This is a genomic window from Kitasatospora sp. NPDC057936, assembly GCF_042887525.1.
Lineage (GTDB): Bacteria > Actinomycetota > Actinomycetes > Streptomycetales > Streptomycetaceae > Kitasatospora.
In genome coordinates, this window is sequence record NZ_JBHVPD010000044.1 from 1 (window position 1) to 16,664 (window position 16,664).

General features: G+C 73.6%; 18 protein-coding genes and 1 pseudogene. 8 read left to right on the plus strand and 11 right to left on the minus strand.

Annotation, left to right across the window (positions count from 1 at the left end; translation table 11 throughout):
* Window positions 1-294: 294 nt before the first annotated feature.
* The 4 genes from ACFVU9_RS22675 to ACFVU9_RS22690 form a co-directional block, all read right to left on the minus strand.
* Window positions 295-720 (minus strand): NUDIX domain-containing protein, encoded by a 426-nt coding sequence (locus ACFVU9_RS22675; RefSeq protein ID WP_380441653.1) that lies wholly within the window; start codon window positions 718-720, stop codon window positions 295-297.
* A gap of 9 nt (window positions 721-729) precedes the next feature.
* Entirely contained in the window at window positions 730-894 is a 165-nt protein-coding gene (locus ACFVU9_RS22680; RefSeq protein ID WP_380441651.1) for an SPOR domain-containing protein, read from the minus strand.
* Between the two features lie 117 nt (window positions 895-1,011).
* Window positions 1,012-2,454 (minus strand): DUF4190 domain-containing protein, encoded by a 1,443-nt coding sequence (locus ACFVU9_RS22685; RefSeq protein WP_387595905.1) that lies wholly within the window; start codon window positions 2,452-2,454, stop codon window positions 1,012-1,014.
* A 159-nt stretch (window positions 2,455-2,613) separates the two neighbouring features.
* Window positions 2,614-3,426 carry a methyltransferase domain-containing protein gene (locus ACFVU9_RS22690; protein WP_387595908.1) on the minus strand — a complete coding sequence of 271 codons (813 nt, stop codon included), beginning with the start codon at window positions 3,424-3,426 and terminating at the stop codon, window positions 2,614-2,616.
* Between the two features lie 149 nt (window positions 3,427-3,575).
* On the opposite strand from ACFVU9_RS22690, the pseudogene ACFVU9_RS22695 reads away from it, so the two are divergent.
* Window positions 3,576-4,705 (plus strand): annotated as a pseudogene (locus ACFVU9_RS22695) (dihydrofolate reductase family protein).
* 94 nt (window positions 4,706-4,799) lie between these two features.
* Complete coding sequence (locus ACFVU9_RS22700; RefSeq protein WP_387595911.1) at window positions 4,800-5,462, plus strand: HAD-IA family hydrolase; 663 nt, start codon at window positions 4,800-4,802, stop codon at window positions 5,460-5,462.
* A gap of 186 nt (window positions 5,463-5,648) precedes the next feature.
* On the opposite strand, the gene ACFVU9_RS22705 is transcribed toward ACFVU9_RS22700, so the two are convergent.
* From ACFVU9_RS22705 to ychF, 3 genes are all read right to left on the minus strand, one after another.
* A complete protein-coding gene (locus ACFVU9_RS22705; RefSeq protein ID WP_380506743.1) occupies window positions 5,649-5,903 on the minus strand; it encodes a Txe/YoeB family addiction module toxin in 255 nt (84 codons plus the stop codon).
* Window positions 5,900-6,181 carry a type II toxin-antitoxin system Phd/YefM family antitoxin gene (locus tag ACFVU9_RS22710; RefSeq protein ID WP_380441641.1) on the minus strand — a complete coding sequence of 94 codons (282 nt, stop codon included), beginning with the start codon at window positions 6,179-6,181 and terminating at the stop codon, window positions 5,900-5,902. Before ACFVU9_RS22710 ends, ACFVU9_RS22705 begins: the two co-directional genes overlap by 4 nt.
* A gap of 177 nt (window positions 6,182-6,358) precedes the next feature.
* Window positions 6,359-7,432 carry a redox-regulated ATPase YchF gene (gene ychF, locus ACFVU9_RS22715; RefSeq protein WP_380497230.1) on the minus strand — a complete coding sequence of 358 codons (1,074 nt, stop codon included), beginning with the start codon at window positions 7,430-7,432 and terminating at the stop codon, window positions 6,359-6,361.
* 273 nt (window positions 7,433-7,705) lie between these two features.
* On the opposite strand from ychF, the gene ACFVU9_RS22720 reads away from it, so the two are divergent.
* Window positions 7,706-8,320: a DUF6542 domain-containing protein gene (locus ACFVU9_RS22720; protein WP_380441637.1), complete on the plus strand. Its 615-nt coding sequence runs from the start codon at window positions 7,706-7,708 to the stop codon at window positions 8,318-8,320.
* A 21-nt stretch (window positions 8,321-8,341) separates the two neighbouring features.
* Here the strand turns inward: ACFVU9_RS22720 and ppgK are convergent, their stop codons facing one another.
* Together ppgK and ACFVU9_RS22730 are read right to left on the minus strand one after the other, a co-directional pair.
* A complete protein-coding gene (gene ppgK / locus ACFVU9_RS22725; protein ID WP_380441635.1) occupies window positions 8,342-9,088 on the minus strand; it encodes a polyphosphate--glucose phosphotransferase in 747 nt (248 codons plus the stop codon).
* Between the two features lie 132 nt (window positions 9,089-9,220).
* A complete protein-coding gene (locus ACFVU9_RS22730) occupies window positions 9,221-10,195 on the minus strand; it encodes a 4-hydroxy-3-methylbut-2-enyl diphosphate reductase (RefSeq protein ID WP_380441633.1) in 975 nt (324 codons plus the stop codon).
* Between the two features lie 87 nt (window positions 10,196-10,282).
* Between ACFVU9_RS22730 and ACFVU9_RS22735 the strand changes: the two genes are divergently transcribed.
* Together ACFVU9_RS22735 and xseA are read left to right on the plus strand one after the other, a co-directional pair.
* A complete protein-coding gene (locus ACFVU9_RS22735; protein ID WP_387595916.1) occupies window positions 10,283-11,695 on the plus strand; it encodes an APC family permease in 1,413 nt (470 codons plus the stop codon).
* 184 nt (window positions 11,696-11,879) lie between these two features.
* Entirely contained in the window at window positions 11,880-13,106 is a 1,227-nt protein-coding gene (xseA, locus tag ACFVU9_RS22740) for an exodeoxyribonuclease VII large subunit (protein ID WP_380441628.1), read from the plus strand.
* Here xseA and ACFVU9_RS22745 read toward each other — a convergent pair.
* Complete coding sequence (locus ACFVU9_RS22745; protein ID WP_387595919.1) at window positions 13,103-13,591, minus strand: GNAT family N-acetyltransferase; 489 nt, start codon at window positions 13,589-13,591, stop codon at window positions 13,103-13,105. The two genes, xseA and ACFVU9_RS22745, sit on opposite strands and share 4 nt — an antisense overlap.
* 101 nt (window positions 13,592-13,692) lie before the next feature.
* On the opposite strand from ACFVU9_RS22745, the gene ACFVU9_RS22750 reads away from it, so the two are divergent.
* Window positions 13,693-13,953: an exodeoxyribonuclease VII small subunit gene (locus ACFVU9_RS22750; RefSeq protein WP_380441625.1), complete on the plus strand. Its 261-nt coding sequence runs from the start codon at window positions 13,693-13,695 to the stop codon at window positions 13,951-13,953.
* Window positions 13,954-14,101: 148 nt separating this feature from the next.
* Complete coding sequence (locus tag ACFVU9_RS22755) at window positions 14,102-14,704, plus strand: malonic semialdehyde reductase (protein ID WP_380441623.1); 603 nt, start codon at window positions 14,102-14,104, stop codon at window positions 14,702-14,704.
* A 127-nt stretch (window positions 14,705-14,831) separates the two neighbouring features.
* Here the strand turns inward: ACFVU9_RS22755 and ACFVU9_RS22760 are convergent, their stop codons facing one another.
* Complete coding sequence (locus tag ACFVU9_RS22760) at window positions 14,832-15,368, minus strand: DUF4245 domain-containing protein (protein WP_380506727.1); 537 nt, start codon at window positions 15,366-15,368, stop codon at window positions 14,832-14,834.
* Between the two features lie 227 nt (window positions 15,369-15,595).
* Between ACFVU9_RS22760 and glpX the strand changes: the two genes are divergently transcribed.
* A complete protein-coding gene (gene glpX / locus ACFVU9_RS22765) occupies window positions 15,596-16,636 on the plus strand; it encodes a class II fructose-bisphosphatase (protein ID WP_359963404.1) in 1,041 nt (346 codons plus the stop codon).
* The last annotated feature ends 28 nt before the right edge of the window (window positions 16,637-16,664 follow it).

Sequence of the window (16,664 nt, forward strand, 5' to 3'; positions counted from 1 at the left end):
GCGGCCGGCTGCGGGGCCGCCGGGCGGGCGCCGCGGCGCAGCCGGGCGCGGGCGGCGGCGCTCCCCGCGGTGCCTGTCCGCCGTGCTCCCCCGCCGCCGTTACCGGTATTCGACACCGACGGGGCCTCCGGCTCTGGTCGGGATCGGCGGCGCCGGCTGGGGCGGCTCACCGATGGTGACGAAACGTGCCGAAAAGTGACATACCCAGCAGAACCCAGGCTATCCCGGCTGCCGGGTCGTCTTGTCCGATTGACCTACCTGGCGCGGCGCCGGGCTCGCGCCGACAGGTGGGGCTCAGGTACCCAGGAGGCCGGCGACGTGCGGGAGGACGTCCCGGTCGTGGTCGAGCCAGTCGACCGAGTCCAGCTCGTCCGGGCCGAGCCAGCGCAGCTCGTCGTGCTCCAGGAGCGGACGGGGGTCGCCGTCGAGCAGCTCGGCGGCCCAGAAGTGCAGCTCCAGGCCCGGCCGGACGGCCCACGCGCCGGGCAGCCGCTCCAGCGCCCGGGCGTGCACGCCGAGCTCCTCCAGCAGCTCGCGCTCCAGCGCCTCGGACTCCGTCTCGCCGGGCTCGGCCTTGCCGCCCGGGAACTCCCAGCGCCCGGCCACCTCCGCGGGGGTGTTGCGGCGCGCGGCCAGCACCCGCCCCGCCCGGACGATCACGCCGCCGATCACGATCCGGACGGCGGCCTGCTCCTCGATGTTCACGGTTGCGGGATTCATGGCACGAGCCTAGGCGTCCCCGGCCGCGCGCTCGGCCTCGGTCCAGTAGAGCTGCTTGTGGCCGCGGGCCTCGAACTCCGCCGCGAGGCGCTCGGCCTCGTCCTTCGCCAGTCCCCGCGCGACGACGAAGCGGTTGCCGTTGTCGTCCTGCCGCATCACCCGAAAGGTGCTCATGGCGGGAGCGTATCCCCGGCCTGCGTGGGGGTCGGGCCGGGGATACCTGTCCCGAACCGTACGGGCGGCTCGCTACCGGCAGGTACGGGCCGGGTTAACTCCGGGTAAGACGGCGCGTCAGACCCGGAGGTCGGGCACCTGCTCACCGGTGGACAGGCCCAGCTCGCGGCGGGCGTCCACGCTGAGCGGGGTGGTCTTGGCCGTCAGCAGCTTCGCCCGCCGGATCTCGCCCTCCAGCGCGGTCGGATCGGTCGTCCGCGCTGCGGACTCCCAGGCGGTGGCGGCGTCCCGCTGGGCGGCGGCCAGCGCCGCGACCTTCGGCTTCGCGGCGTCCGGCCAGGACGTCGTCGTGCGGGACAGCTGCTCGGCCTCGGCGCGGGAAGCGGCCGCCATCCGCCCGGCCCAGGTCGCGTACTCGGAGCCGGCCGTCGCGACCTCGCCCTTGGGCTGGTTCGCGTAGGCCGTGTTGAAGCCGCGGACGGCCTCCAGGTAGGCGAGCTGGGCGGAGGTCAGGCTGCCGCGGTCGGTGCGGACGGTGCCCACGTGCTCGGCGTCGCGGTCCTCGAAGGCGCAGGTGATGTACCGCTCCCCGTACTTCCAGTTGCCGGCGGTCGGGTAGAGGTAGATCTCGTCCATGCCGTCCGGGATCGCCCACTGGTCGAGGGCGTAGTCGTCGAGCACGGGGCGGCAGAGCTCCGCGGCGCGCTCGCGGATCGCCGACTCGCCCGGGTAGGTCCGGCTGTCGCCGGCCGGGGTCCTGGCGGTGCCGGCCACCTCGCCGTGGTGCGGGGCGGAGCAGGGCACCTTGCGGACCCAGTACACCGTCTCGTCGCCGCCCTCCGGGTCGACCCGGCTGCCCCCGTCCGGGGAGCTGTAGCAGTCCCCGGACTTGAGGGCGGACCAGCGGACCGAGCCGGCCGGGGCCTTGGGCGGCGCGCCGGAGTCAGCACGGTCGACCGGGCCCAGCACCGCGCCGAGGACGCCGAACACCGTGACCATGACGCCGAACACGCCGAACACCAGGCCCGTCACGGCCATGCCCATGCCGCGCTCGGCGCGCTTCCTGATCTGGACCATCGCGACGATCGACAGCACGAGGGCGACCGGCCACGCGCAGACGAGGCCGGTCACGAGGGCTCCGATGGCGAACCCGTTGACCTGCTTGGGGGGCTGGGGGTAGCCGTACGGGTAACCGGGCTGGAAGCCGGAGTGCGCGGCGGGCGGCACCGACGCCCAGCCCCCGGCGGGCCCGGTGGCCCCGGCTGCCCCGACGGGCGGCGGCGGCGCCAGGGGCGGGGCCCCGGCGGGGGCGGCCCACGGGTCGGCGGGGGCCGGGGCGGCAGCAGGCGGGGCCGCGTCGGCGGGAGCTGCCGGGACGTCGGTCTTGGCGAGGTCCACCCGGTCCGCCGGGGTGTCCGCGGGCTGCGGAGACTCGGCGGGCGGGGCCGCTTCCTTGCCGAGGTCCACCCGGTCCGCCGGGGCCACCGGGGCCACCGGGTTCTCGGCGGCCGCGGGGTTCTCCGGCCCGGGGACGGGCGCGTCGGGATCGGGCTTGGACACGTGGACTCCCCCGGCCCGGCGGTGCGGGCGTCAGCTCGGCGTTCTGCGCCGCTCGGCGGCCTTCGGCACACGGCTCGGACCCGAACGGGGCCGAGAACGAACGGTCGCGCGACTTTACCCGATCTTTTCGAACGCCTGCCCGCCCCTTGTTCCCGCCCCTCAGCCGCGCGCCAGGACCTCGCCGTGGAGCATCGAGAACCAGGCGTCCCCGGCGCCGCTCCACTCCCGCCAGCCGGCCGCGATCCGCTCCAGCTCCGCCCGGTCGGCGAAGCCCGCGGCCACCGCCGTGCGGGCGAACGCCGAGTCGACCGTCCGGTCCGCCCACATGCCGCCCCACCACGCGCACCGCTCGGGCGTCACGAACGTCCAGGTCGTGGCGGTGGCGGCGACCTCGGCGAAGCCGGCCGCCCGGGCCCAGGACAGCAGCCGCCGCCCGGCGTCCGGCTCGCCGCCGTTGGCGCGCGCGGTCCGCCGGTAGAGCGCCAGCCAGTCGTCCAGCGCGGGCGCCTCGGGGTACCAGGTCATCGAGGCGTAGTCGACGTCCCGGGCCGCGACCACGCCGCCCGGCGCCAGCACCCGGCGCATCTCGCGCAGCGCGCCCACCGGGTCGGCCACGTGCTGGAGCACCTGGTGGGCGTGCACCACGTCGAACTCGCCGTCACGGTAGGACAGTCGGTGGACGTCGGCGACCTCGAAGACGACGTTCGACAGCCCCCGCGCGGCGACGTACTCGGCCGCCTGCTCCAGCACCTCGGCGGAGGTGTCCACGGCCACCACCCGCCCGCTCGGACCGACCAGCTCGGCCAGGTCGGCGGTGATCGTGCCCGGCCCGCAGCCGACGTCCAACAGGGCCTGCCCGGGGCGCAGTTCGGGCAGCAGGTAGGCGGCGGAGTCGGCGGCGCCGCGCGAGCGGTGCGAGCGCAGCACGGCCTCCTGGTGGCCGTGCGTGTAAACGGTGGACGTTCCGCTCATCGGATCCCCCTCGATCGTGTTCGGCTTCCCCCGACGCTACTCCTGTTCTCGCATCGCGAGAAGATTCGTCTCACATGATGGCCACCCGACGGCGCCCGCCCCACCGCCCGCCGTACCGTGGAGGCCCCCCGACAGAACGGTCCCGCCCCATGCCCGGCCCGCGCCCCTTCGTCCTGCTGAGCGCCGCCGTGTCGCTCGACGGCCACCTCGACGACGCCTCCCCCGAGCGCCTGCTGCTCTCCAACGCCGCCGACTTCGACCGGGTCGACGAGGAGCGCGCCGCCGCCGACGCGATCCTGGTCGGCGGCAACACCCTGCGCGCCGACAACCCGCGCCTGCTGGTCAACGACGCCGGCCGGAGGGCCGCCCGGGTCGCGGCCGGCCGGCCGGCGTACCCGCTGAAGGTGACGCTCAGCGCGAGCGGCGCACTCGACCCGGCGCTGCGGTTCTGGCACACCGGCGGCGGCAAGGTCGCGTACACGACGGACGCCGGCGCGGCGGCCCTGCGCCCGGCGCTGGACGGGCTGGCCGACGTGGTCGCGCTCGGCGGCGCGGTGGACCTCGGCGCGGTGCTGGACGACCTGGGCGCCCGCGGCGTGCGCCGCCTGATGGTCGAGGGCGGCGGCAGCGTGCACACCCAGTTCCTCGCGCAGGGCCTGACCGACGAACTCCAGCTGGCCGTGGCCCCGCTGCTGGTCGGCCAGGCGCAGGCGCCGCGGTTCGTCCACCCGGCCGCCTTCCCGGGCGGACCGGCGCGGCGGATGCGCCTGCTGGAGGCACGTACGGTGGGCGATGTCGTCCTGCTCAGGTACGCCCCGAAGGAGCCCGCCCCGTGACCACCGACCTCGACCACCTGCGCCGGGCCGTCGAACTCTCCCGCCTCTGCCCGCCGTCCGGGACCGCCTTCTCGGTCGGCGCGGTGGTCGTCGGCGCCGACGGCGAGGTGCTCGCCGAGGGGTACAGCCGCGAGACGGACGCCCACGACCACGCGGAGGAGGCCGCGCTCGGCAAGCTCCCGGCCGACGACCCGCGGCTGCGCGGCGCGACGGTCTACAGCTCGCTGGAGCCGTGCGGGCAGCGGGCCTCGCGCCCGGTGCCGTGCGCCCGGCTGATCATCGCGGCGGGTGTGCCGCGGGTGGTGGTGGCCTGGCGCGAGCCGGACCTGTTCGTGACCGACTGCCAGGGCACGGCGCTGCTGGAGGCGGCCGGGGTCGAGGTGGTCGAGCTGGCGGAGCTGGCGGCGGAGGCCCGGGAGGTCAACGCCCACCTGCTCGGATGATCTTTTGTATCATCATTGAACAAAGGGCTCGTCTTCGCCGGGTCCACCGCCGCCCGCCGGCACCCGCCGGCCCGCACCGCGAGGAGCCCGACCCATGCCCGCCGCCCCCGTCCGGCTGACCGCCCGCGCCCTCCTGCTCGACATGGACGGCACCCTCGTCGACTCCGACGCCGTCGTCGAGCGCTGCTGGCGGCGCTGGGCGGCCGTGCACGGCCTCGACCCGGCCGCCGTCCTCGCCGTCGCGCACGGCCGCCAGGGCCACGCGACGATGGCCGAGCTGCTGCCCGGCCGCCCGGTCGAGGAGAACCTCGCCGACAACCGGCGGATGCTCGCCGCCGAGCGCGCCGACACCGACGGCGTCGTCCCCGTCCCCGGCGCGCCCGCCTTCCTCGCCGCGCTGGCCGGCCTCCCGCACGCCCTCGTGACCTCCGCCGACGAGCCGCTCGCCCGGGTCCGGATGGCCGCCGCCGGACTGCCGCTGCCGGGCGTCCTGGTGACCGCCGAGTCGGTCGGCGCGAGCAAGCCCGACCCGGAGGGCTTCCTCAAGGGCGCCGCCACACTCGGCTTCCCCCCGGCCGACTGCCTCGCCTTCGAGGACTCGGGGGCCGGCATCGCCGCCGCCCGCGCGGCCGGCCTGCGCGTCGTCGGCATCGGCCCCCGCGCCGCCGCCCACCGCCCCGACGCCCACGCCGACACCCTCGAAGCCGTCACCGTCACCACCGAGCCCGACGGCACGGCGACCGTCACCATCCGCTGAACTCCCCCCACGAACGCCGAACCGCCCGGCCCCGTGCGAACACGGAACCGGGCGGTCCACCGCACCGGCGGCGGTCAGACGTTGAAGCGGAATTGCCATCACACCACTGCAACCTGCGAGAACGCCCCTGCCGACGAACGAAGTCAGCACAGAACCAGCACGGTGACGTGAACCCGCTGCTGACGATCAGTAGTGGTAGCGGGCTGCCAGGATGATGATCTCCCGGTCCGTGACCAGATAGACGAGACGGTGCTCGTCATCGATCCGCCGCGACCAGGCACCGGGCAAGTGGTACTTCAGCGGCTCGGGCTTGCCGATCCCGGTGAACGGGTCGCGCAGGACATCCTCGATGAGCTTGTTGATCCGAGCGAGCATCTTGCGGTCGCTCTTGAGCCAGGACGTGTAGTCCTCCCAGCCGGCCTCTTCGAAGACGAGCCTCACGCGGCGCCCTTCTCGACACCCGCCGCATCAGGATCGATGAGCTCCCGCTCGGAAAGCCCTGTGCCGCCAAGGGCGTTCTCGTACGCCTTGAGCAAGCGGCGCGCGTTCACCGGCGAGCGCAAGAGGTAGGAGCCTTCACGCAAGGCGGCATAGTCCTCGGCCGAGACGAGCACGGCATTCCCGTGCTTGGAGACGATCTCAATGGCCTCGTGATCGTCGTTGACCTTCTTGATCAACGGGAAGAGAGCCTTGCGCGCCTCGCTGGCTGTGATCGACATCGACTGAACTCCTTCCATGACCGGTACCACATAACGTACCACTCAAGTGCATGCGACGGGCCGAAGAAGTCAGCACCGAGTCAGCACGGAAAACGGACCGGGGCCCGCCTCAAGGGAGGCGGGCCCCGTCCGACCTGCACATTTGACAGATCGATCTATCTCAAAGCAATCAAATGATCAGACGTTGAAGCGGAACTCCACCACGTCGCCGTCCTGCATGACGTACTCCTTGCCCTCGATGCGGGCCTTGCCCTTGCTGCGGGCCTCGGCGATGGAGCCGGTCTCGACCAGGTCGGCGAAGGAGATGACCTCGGCCTTGATGAAGCCCTTCTGGAAGTCGGTGTGGATCACACCGGCCGCCTCGGGGGCCGTGGCGCCCTTCTTGATGGTCCAGGCGCGGGTCTCCTTGGGGCCGGCCGTCAGGTAGGTCTGCAGGCCGAGGGTGTCGAAGCCGACGCGGGCGAGGGTGGCGAGGCCGGGCTCCTCCTGGCCCATCGACTGGAGGAGTTCGAGCGCCTCCTCGTCGTCGAGCTCGATCAGCTCGGACTCGATCTTGGCGTTCAGGAAGATCGCCTCGGCCGGGGCGACCAGCTCGCGCTGGGCGTTCTTGAAGTCCTCGTCGGCCAGCTCGTCCTCGTCCACGTTGAAGACGTAGAGGAAGGGCTTGGCGGTCAGCAGGTGGAGCTCGCGGATCGGGGCGGTGTCGAAGCCGGCCTCGAAGAGGGTCTTGCCGGTCTCCAGGATCGCCTGCGCGGCCTCGGCGGCGGCCAGCACGGGGGCGGTGTCCTTCTTGAGGCGCGCCTCCTTCTGGAGCCGCGGCAGGACCTTCTCGACGGTCTGGAGGTCGGCCAGGATCAGCTCGGTGTGGATGGTCTCGATGTCGTCCTTGGGCGACACCTTGCCGTCCACGTGCACCACGTCGGGATCGGTGAAGGCCCGCACGACCTGGCAGATCGCGTCCGACTCGCGGATGTTCGCGAGGAACTTGTTGCCCAGGCCCTCGCCCTCGGAGGCGCCGCGCACGATGCCGGCGATGTCGACGAAGTCGACGGTGGCCGGGAGGATGCGCTGCGAGCCGAAGATCTCGGCGAGCTTGGCCAGCCGCGTGTCCGGGACGCCGACGACGCCGACGTTCGGCTCGATGGTGGCGAACGGGTAGTTGGCCGCCAGCACGTCGTTCTTGGTCAGGGCGTTGAACAGGGTCGACTTGCCGACGTTCGGCAGGCCGACGATTCCGATCGTGAGCGACATGAAGCGCAGTCCCGGGGCTTGGAGGAGTTGGACCGGCACCGTGCGGGCCGACCCCCAAGTCTACGGGCAGCTCCTCACGCCCCGGTCGCCACCGGCAGGGGCTCCAGGAACTCCGGCCGGTTGCCCAGCCGGTCGCCGGAGTGGAAGCGGCGTCGGCCGGGCAGGCCGGCGGGCCTGAACGACGATCACATCAGTACTCCGTCCGGAGACACGGAGCGAGGCCTGAACGGTCCATTACACAGTGTGGCGATGATCGGACCGTACGTTGGGTGGGTGGAGCAGAGCATCCGTACCCAGCCGCCAGGGCCCAGACGCCGTCCGCCGAACGGCAAGGGCGCCGCCGTCCCCGGTCCCGGGCGCGGCCCCGAGGCCGCCGGGGCCCCCTCCTCCCGGCTGCGGCCGGTGGCCGGGGCCCCCGCGAGCGTCCGCCCGGCCACCCCGAAACTGCGGCTGCGGCTGCCGCTGCGCGGGCGCGGCGACGCCCGGCTCTACGGGCGCCGCCGCACCGGGCGGCCCACCCGGCTGACCGCCGTCGGCACCGGCGTGGTCGGCGTGCTGGCGACCCTCGCGGTGGCCGGGGCCGACCGGCTGCTGTTCGACGGCCTCGGCTGGCTGTTCGGCCTCGGTTACGTGGTCGTCTGCTTCCAGCTGGCCGTCCGGGTGCGCTACGTCGACCTGCTCGCCGCGCCGATCAGCGGCCCGATCGCCTTCGCGCTCGCACTGTCGCTGCTCGCGCCGGTCAACTCCCCGGGCGTGACCGCCCAGGTGGTGGCGCTGGCGACCGGGCTCGCGCTGCGGGCCGGCTGGCTCTTCACCGGCACCGGGCTGGCCGCGCTGATCGTCCTCGCCCGGTTCGTCGCCCAGCGCCGGATCCAGCGCTCGCGCTGAGCGGCGCCCCCGCGGGCGGCCTCAGCCGGCCGCGCGGGCCGCGGCCATGGCGGCGCCGACGATGCCCGCGTCGTTGCGCAGCTCCGCGGGCACGACCCGGGCCCCGCGCTCGCGCAGCAGCGGCAGGAACTTCTGGTGCTTGCGGCTCACCCCGCCGCCGATCACGATCAGCTGCGGCGAGAACAGCATGTCCACCAGGTCCAGGTACTCGTCGACCCGCCCGGCCCACTGCTCCCAGCTCAGGTCGTGCCGCTCCTTCGCCGCCGAGGAGGCCCGGCGCTCGGCGTCCTTGCCGCGCAGCTCCAGGTGGCCCAGCTCGGTGTTGGGCACCAGCACGCCGTCCACGAAGAGCGCGCTGCCGATGCCGGTGCCGAAGGTGAGCACCAGGACCACGCCGGACTGCTCCCGGCCGGCGCCGTGCGCGGTCTCGGCGAGGCCGGCCGCGTCGGCGTCGTTGAGGACGGTCGCGGGCAGGTCCAGCGCCTCGCGGAACAGCCCCTCGGCGTCCAGGCCGATCCAGCCCTTGTCGACGTTGGCGGCCGTCCTGGTCCGGCCGTCGACCACCACGCCGGGGAAGGTCAGCCCGACCGGGCCCTCGTGGCCGAAGTGCCGGACCACCTCCCGGACGGCGGCGACCACGGCCTCGGGGGCGGACGGCTGCGGGGTGAGCACCTTGTGGCGTTCCTCGGCCAGGGCGCCGCGGCCCAGGTCGACCGGGGCGCCCTTGATGCCCGAACCGCCGATGTCCACTCCGAATACCGCCGTCATCACGACCGCCCTCCGCCGGATGCCGCGGACCGTCGTCCACAGCCTGTGCACAAAACTACGAGAGGCCGCGCGGCCGCGCACAGCAGAAAGGCCCGGCGCCCCGGGTGGGGCACCGGGCCTCGCGGCACGGCGTTACAGCTTGCCCGCGGCCTCGGCGCGCAGGTCGCGGCGCAGCTCCTTGGGCAGCGAGAAGGTCAGGTGCTCCTCGGCGGTCTTGACGGTCTCGACCGTGTCGTAGCCGCGGGCGGCCAGGAACTCCAGCACGCCGTCGACGAGGATCTCCGGCACCGAGGCGCCGCTGGTGAGGCCGACGGTCGTGACGCCCTCCAGCCACTCCTCGCGGATCTCCTCGGCGAAGTCCACCAGGTGGGCGGCCTTGGCGCCGTACTCCAGGCCGACCTCGACCAGGCGGACCGAGTTGGAGGAGTTCTTGGAGCCGACGACGATCAGCAGGTCGGTCTCGGGGGCGAGCTGCTTGACGGCGACCTGGCGGTTCTGGGTCGCGTAGCAGATGTCGTCGCTGGGCGGGCTGACCAGGAGCGGGAAGCGCTTCTTCAGCTCGCCGACGGTCGCCATGGTCTCGTCCACCGAGAGGGTGGTCTGGGACAGCCAGACGACCTTGGACTCGTCCCGGACCTGCACGTTGGCCACGTCCTCGGCGCCGTCCACCAGGTGGATCCGCTCCGGGGCCTCGCCCATCGTGCCGATGACCTCCTCGTGGCCCTCGTGGCCCACCAGCAGGATGTCGTAGTCCTCGTCGGCGAAGCGGACGGCCTCCTTGTGCACCTTGGTGACCAGGGGGCAGGTGGCGTCGATGGTGGCCAGCTTGCCGGCCTTCGCCTCGTCGTGGACGGACGGGGCGACCCCGTGCGCGGAGAAGACCACGATCGAGCCCTCGGGCACCTGCTCCGTCTCCTCGACGAAGACCGCGCCCTTCTTCTCCAGGGTCTGCACCACGTACTTGTTGTGGACGATCTGCTTGCGGACGTAGACGGGGGCCCCGTACTGCTCCAGGGCCTTCTCCACGGCGATCACGGCGCGGTCGACTCCCGCGCAGTAGCCCCGGGGGGCGGCGAGCAGGACACGGCGCTGCGCGGTGTTGGACATGGGTCCATCGTACGGGCGGCGGGGAGCCGCGCCGACGGGAGGCGCAATCCGGACGGATCCGGTCGCCGGTGCTCAAATGTGGTGCTCATGAGTGAGCGAATCGCGCAGGACGCCCAGGGCGGCGCGGGCGGCACGGGCGGCGAGGGCGGCCTGCGACGCAGCCTGGGCGTGCGCGACCTGATGGTCTACGGGCTGCTGTTCATCGCCCCGATGGCCCCGGTCGGCGTGTTCGGCGTGCTGGACGCCAAGAGCCGCGGCGCCGTCGCCACGGTGTACCTGGCGGCGACGGTCGCGATGGGCTTCACGGCGTTCTCGTACGCGCAGATGGTGCGCGCGGTGCCGCGGACCGGGTCGGTGTTCGCGTACGCACGGGCCGGGCTCGGCGAGGGGCCCGGGTTCGTCGCCGGGTGGATGGCGATGCTCGACTACCTGCTGATCCCCGCGGTCGCGTACCTCTTCTCGGGGATCGCGCTGCACTCGCTGGTGCCGGGCGTCTCGCGCTGGGTGTGGACGGCGCTCGCGGTCGTGGTGACCACGGCGCTCAACCTGGTCGGGGTCCGGACGGCGGCCTCGGTCGGCTTCGCGGTGCTCGCCATGGAGATCGCGGTGCTCACGGTGTTCGTCGTCGCGGCCGTGGTGGTGCTGGTCCAGGACGGCGCCCGGCGCGCCTGGGACACGCCGTTCACCGCCGTCGGCCCATTCTCGCTGACGGCGGTGATCTCGGCGGTGTCCGTCGCGGTGCTCTCCTACCTGGGCTTCGACGCGATCGCGACGTTCGTCGAGGAGGCGGTGGGGGCGTCGGCGGCGGTGGCGCGGGCGGTGCTGTGGTGCCTGGCGCTGGCCGGGGTGCTGTTCGTCGCGCAGACGTACCTGGCGGCGCTGCTGGAGCCGCTCACCCCGGCGCAGCTGGCGGCCGACCCGGTGGCGCAGGGTTCGGCGTTCTACGACACCGTGGAGGCCAGCGTCGGGCACTGGCTGCACGTGCTGGTGGCGGCGAGCAAGGCGATCGGCGCGGCCTTCGCGGCGCTGGCCGGGCAGGCGGCGGCCGGTCGGCTGGTCTTCGCGATGGGCCGCGAGGGGCGGCTGCCGCGGCTGCTCGGCTCGGTCGACCCGGTCTCGGCGGTGCCGCGCCGGGCGCTGCTCGCGGCGGCGGTGATCACGCTGGCGGCGGCGGTCTGGGCGGCGAACCGGGACGACGGCCTCGACCGGCTCACCTCGGTGGTGAACGTGGGCGCGCTGACCGCCTTCGCGCTCCTGCACGCCTCCGTCGTCGGCTGGTACGCGGTGCGGCACGGCTCGCGCGACCGGCTGCGGCACGTGGTGGTGCCGGTGCTGGGGATCGCGGTGATCGGGGCGGTGGTGTACGAGGCCTCGACGACGGCGCAGATCGTCGGGGTGGCGTGGCTGGCGGTCGGGCTGGTGGTGCTGGCCGTGCAGGGTTCGGTCGGCACGGGCGGCACGGGCGACGCGGGCGGAGACGCTGTCGGCGGGCGCCGTTAGGGCTCGTCGTCGAACTCCCGTCGTCCGCCCGGAGGGCGGGCGTGGCGGCGTTGGGGTGCGTGCATCGCAAGGCGGAGGAGGGAGTCCATGCGGAGCATCGGCGACCGACGACAACGCGGCGAGGCGCGTGCCCCAGCGCCGCCACGCAGACGGGAGTTTGACGACGGGCCCTAACCTCGTACGCATGGCCAACAGCAGCTCCCCTGAAGCCCCGCTCCCGGTCGGCAAGGTCTCCGCGCTGATCGGCGGCTGGATCGACCGGCTCGGCGCGGTGTGGGTGGAGGGGCAGATCACCCAGCTCAGCCGGCGGCCCGGGGCGGGCGTGGTGTTCCTGACCCTGCGCGACCCGCAGGCCGACGTGTCGCTCACGGTGACGTGCTTCCGGTCGGTCTTCGACCAGGTCGCGGACGTCGTGCAGGAGGGCGCACGGGTCGTCGTGCACGCCAAGCCGGAGTGGTACGCGGCGCGCGGGCAGCTGTCGCTGCGGGCCTCGGAGATCCGGCCGGTCGGGCTCGGCGAGCTGCTGGCCCGGCTGGAGCAGCTGAAGCGGCGGCTCGCCGGGGAGGGGCTGTTCGCGGCCGAGCGGAAGCGGCCGCTGCCGTTCCTGCCGCAGTGCGTCGGGCTGGTCACCGGGCGCGGCTCGGCGGCCGAGCGGGACGTCCTGGAGAACGCCCGGCGGCGCTGGCCGGCCGTCCGCTTCGAGGTGCGGAACGTGCCGGTGCAGGGCGTCAGCGCGGTGGAGCGGGTGAGCGCGGCCGTCCGGGAGCTGGACGAGCACCCCGAGGTGGACGTGATCATCGTGGCCCGGGGCGGCGGCAGCGTCGAGGACCTGCTGCCGTTCTCGGACGAGGGGCTGGTGCGGCTGGTCGCGGCGGCGCGGACGCCGGTGGTCAGCGCGATCGGGCACGAGCCGGACCAGCCGCTGCTGGACTTCGTCGCCGACCTGCGCGCGTCCACTCCGACCGACGCCGCCAAACGGGTGGTGCCGGACGTCGGCGAGGAGCTCGCCAAGGTGCTCCACCTGCGGGACCGGGCCCGGCGGTACGTCCACGGGCGGGTCGAGCGCGAGCAGCACGGGCTGGACGGCGTGCGCAGCCGCCCGGTGCTGGCCGCGCCGCACCGGATGCTGGACGGGCGGGGCCAGGAGGTGGACGGGCTGCTGGAGCGGGCCCGGCGCACCCTGCGGCACCGGCTGGACCACGCGCAGAGCGACCTCGGGCACACGCTGGCCCGGGTGGTCGCGCTCTCCCCCGCGGCCACCCTGGAGCGCGGCTACGCGGTGCTCCAGCGGGCGGACGGCACGGTGGTGACGGATCCGGGCCAGGTCGCCTCCGGGGAGGCGCTGCACGCCAGGGTGGCGGGCGGCGGGTTCGGCGTGACGGTGGCCGAGGAGGGGGCCTCCGCGGGCTAGAACGAGCGCCGGCGGGAGAGCGCCGTCGAGTGCTCGCCGAAGCCGAGGCTGCGGTAGAGCGCCTCGCCGCCACTGCTCGCGTGCAGGTCGATCCGGCCGACCCGGTGGTCGTCGAACCACTGCAGCAGCGCCTCGGTGCAGGCCCGGGCGTAGCCGCGCAGCCGGTGGCCGGGGTCGGTGCAGATGTTGAAGACGAAGCCGAAGCGGCCCTCCGGGTTGCCGGGCGCGGGCAGCCGCTCCTCCAGCGTGCCGACGGCGCAGGCGGCGAGCCGGCCGGGCCGCGCGGGGTCGTCGACGACGAAGGACGGCATGGTGAGCGCGCCGGCCGGGACGGCGAGGCGCTCGCGCAGCACCCGCTCGGCGGTGGCCTGCCAGGGGCCGGGGCCGGCCTGGGCGGCCATGCCCGGCATCGCTTCGAACATCAGGTTGCGCAGCCGGACCAGCTCGGGCGCGTCGGCCGGGGCGGCGGGGCGGACGTCGATCATGCGGCGGAGGGTAGTGCCGGGGCGCGGCCGTGCGCACCCGAATTCCACCCGGCGCGGCCGTTGTGCCGGCTCTGTCGGCGTGAGCCCCTAGTCTGGCTCGCATGGCAGAGCAGCAGGAGCAGGACCGCCCCGGCGAGGTGCCGCAGGGCGCGGACGACGCCCTCGGCTACGAGCACGCGCGGGACGCGCTGCTGGAGGTCGTCCGGCAGCTGGAGAACGGCGGCACGTCGCTGGAGGAGTCGCTGGCGCTCTGGGAGCGCGGCGAGCAGCTGGCGAAGGTCTGCCAGCGCTGGCTGGACGGTGCCCGTGCCCGGCTGGACGCCGCGCTGGCCGCCGAGGAGGGCACCGGGGCCGGGGAGTGACCGGCCCCGGGGGGGCACCGGCGTCACTTTCGAAGTGATGTGCGCCACATACCACTTGGGAATAGTTGAAACTTCACCTATGTTGGGAGCAGTGACCGACCGCGGTCGGCCACACCGACGACCCCCCTCCCGCATGAGGTGCAGAAGCATGACCACCGACGCCCTGGTACTCGACGCCGCCGCTCAGGACCTGCTGTTCCGCGAGGCGCGCACGGCGAACACCTTCACCGACGAGCCGGTCTCCGAGGAGCAGGTCCAGGCCATCTACGACCTGGTCAAGTACGGCCCGACCGCCTTCAACCAGCAGCCGCTGCGCGTCGTCCTGGTCCGCTCGGCCGAGGGCCGCGAGCGCCTGGTCCAGCACCTGGCGGACGGCAACAAGGCCAAGACCGCCGCCGCCCCGCTGGTCGCCATCCTGGCCGTGGACAACGAGTTCCACGAGGAGCTGCCGACCCAGTTCCCGCACTTCCCGCAGGCCAAGGACGTGTTCTTCTCGGAGCGCCCGGCCCGCGAGGGCTCCGCCCGCCTGAACGGCGCCCTGCAGGCCGGCTACTTCATCATCGGCGTCCGCGCCGCCGGCCTGGCCGCCGGCCCGATGACCGGCTTCGACGCCGAGGGCATCAACAAGGAGTTCTTCGGTGACGGCGAGCACTCGGTGCTGGCCGTGGTGAACATCGGCAAGCCGGGCGAGGACGCCTGGTTCCCGCGTTCGCCGCGCCTGGCCTACGACGAGGTCGTCACCACCGTCTGACGCGCCCGGCCATGCGGAAGGGCCCGCACCGGATCATCCGGTGGGGGCCCTTCGGCGTACGGCCTCTGCGGAGTACGGCCCCTGCGGCGCGCGGCCTGTTCGGCGCGCGGCCCGAACGGCCTACGGCCTACTTGAGCGCCTGCGCCAACTCGGCGAGCTCGTCGTACGAGGCGGTGCCGGTCAGGAGCGTCGTGCCGCCGCCGTCCTGCGAGGTCAGCGCGCGGGCCTTGGCGCCCTGCACGCGGTCCCACGTGCGGCCGGCCACCTCCGCGGTGCCGTCCGGCTTGGCGCCGTCGACCTTGTCCGACACCAGCGACTCGCGCGGGACGTCGCTCTGCTCGACCGCCGCGTACTGCCCGGACGGCGTGACGAAGCCCAGGTGCCAGGCGTTGCCCTTGCCGTTGCTCTGCGCGGCCGACTGGTAGCTGACCGACGTGGCGCGCCACTTGTCGGACAGCCCCTCCGGGGCAACCAGCTTGTACGGCGCGGCGCGCTTCGCGGTGGCCGCCTCGACCCGGTACTCGACCTTGTGCTGGGGCACGCTGTCCGCGTCGTGCGGGAGGAACAGGTACCCGATCCACACCACGCCGCCGACCGCCAGCATCGACAGGACCATGTCCCGCACGGTCTGCCGGCCCCTCATGCCCTTGCTCTCTCCTGCCACCCCCACATGGTGACTCATCCACACACCGGACAGGTCACCCGGGGTGCCCGCGTACGGGTGAAGCGGGACGAACCGGTGGTTACCGGGAGGGAGCCGGGCCGAGCGTGGCGACCCGCGCCACAGACAGTCATCTCTAAGGCAGATACGATCGCAGGACCCTCACCACGGCGTTCGACCAGGCAGTAGTCGGGCGCTCACTGGCCGTCGCGTACAGAGAGGTAACGACGATGACCACGCAGTACCCGCACCACCTTCCCAGTGCCCTTGAGGTTGCGCCCGAGGCTCCCGACCGGAACCTCGCGCTCGAACTCGTCCGGGTCACCGAGGCCGCGGCGATGGCAGCCGGCCGGTGGGTCGGCCGCGGCGACAAGAACGGCGCCGACGGCGCGGCCGTCAAGGCCATGCGCACCCTCGTCTCGACCGTCTCGATGAACGGCGTGGTCGTCATCGGCGAGGGCGAGAAGGACGAGGCCCCGATGCTCTACAACGGCGAGCGGGTCGGCGACGGCACCGGCGCCGAGTGCGACGTCGCGGTCGACCCGGTCGACGGCACGACGCTCACCGCCAAGGGCATGAACAACGCCGTCGCGGTGCTCGCGGTCGCCGACCGCGGCACGATGTTCGACCCCAGCGCCGTGTTCTACATGGACAAGCTGGTCGCCGGGCCGGAGGCCGCCGACTTCGTCGACATCACCGCCCCGCCGGCCGTCAACATCCGCCGGGTCGCCAAGGCCAAGGGCAGTGCCGTCGAGGACGTCACGGTCGTCGTCCTCGACCGCCCGCGCCACGACGGTCTGGTCCGCCAGATCCGCGAGGCGGGCGCCCGGATCAAGTTCATCTCGGACGGCGACGTGGCCGGCGCCATCATGGCCGCCCGCGAGGGCACCGGCGTCGACCTGCTGATGGGCGTCGGCGGCACCCCCGAGGGCATCATCGCGGCCTGCGCGATGAAGTGCATGGGCGGCGTGATCCAGGGCCGCCTGTGGCCCAAGGACGACGCCGAGCGGCAGAAGGCCCTCGACGCCGGGCACGACCTCGACCGGGTCCTCACCACCGACGACCTGGTCAGCGGCGAGAACGTGTTCTTCGTCGCGACCGGCATCACCGACGGCGAGCTGCTGCGCGGCGTCCACTACCGCTCGGAGACCGCCACCACCAGCTCGCTGGTGATGCGTTCCAAGAGCGGCACCATCCGCGAGATCCACTCCACCCACAAGCTGTCCAAGCTGCGGGCCTACAGCGCGATCGACTTCGACCGCGCCAACTGAGGCTCCAAGGCCTGGAGTTCACAGCCCG

Coding starts and splice junctions, on each gene's coding strand:
- ACFVU9_RS22675 (WP_380441653.1), bottom strand. CDS start 720: ATGAATCCCGCAACCGTGAACATCGAGGAGCAGGCCGCCGTCCGGATC.
- ACFVU9_RS22680 (WP_380441651.1), bottom strand. CDS start 894: ATGAGCACCTTTCGGGTGATGCGGCAGGACGACAACGGCAACCGCTTC.
- ACFVU9_RS22690 (WP_387595908.1), bottom strand. CDS start 3,426: ATGAGCGGAACGTCCACCGTTTACACGCACGGCCACCAGGAGGCCGTG.
- ACFVU9_RS22700 (WP_387595911.1), top strand. CDS start 4,800: ATGCCCGCCGCCCCCGTCCGGCTGACCGCCCGCGCCCTCCTGCTCGAC.
- ACFVU9_RS22710 (WP_380441641.1), bottom strand. CDS start 6,181: ATGTCGATCACAGCCAGCGAGGCGCGCAAGGCTCTCTTCCCGTTGATC.
- ychF (WP_380497230.1), bottom strand. CDS start 7,432: ATGTCGCTCACGATCGGAATCGTCGGCCTGCCGAACGTCGGCAAGTCG.
- ppgK (WP_380441635.1), bottom strand. CDS start 9,088: ATGACGGCGGTATTCGGAGTGGACATCGGCGGTTCGGGCATCAAGGGC.
- ACFVU9_RS22730 (WP_380441633.1), bottom strand. CDS start 10,195: ATGTCCAACACCGCGCAGCGCCGTGTCCTGCTCGCCGCCCCCCGGGGC.
- ACFVU9_RS22735 (WP_387595916.1), top strand. CDS start 10,283: ATGAGTGAGCGAATCGCGCAGGACGCCCAGGGCGGCGCGGGCGGCACG.
- xseA (WP_380441628.1), top strand. CDS start 11,880: ATGGCCAACAGCAGCTCCCCTGAAGCCCCGCTCCCGGTCGGCAAGGTC.
- ACFVU9_RS22745 (WP_387595919.1), bottom strand. CDS start 13,591: ATGATCGACGTCCGCCCCGCCGCCCCGGCCGACGCGCCCGAGCTGGTC.
- ACFVU9_RS22750 (WP_380441625.1), top strand. CDS start 13,693: ATGGCAGAGCAGCAGGAGCAGGACCGCCCCGGCGAGGTGCCGCAGGGC.
- ACFVU9_RS22755 (WP_380441623.1), top strand. CDS start 14,102: ATGACCACCGACGCCCTGGTACTCGACGCCGCCGCTCAGGACCTGCTG.
- glpX (WP_359963404.1), top strand. CDS start 15,596: ATGACCACGCAGTACCCGCACCACCTTCCCAGTGCCCTTGAGGTTGCG.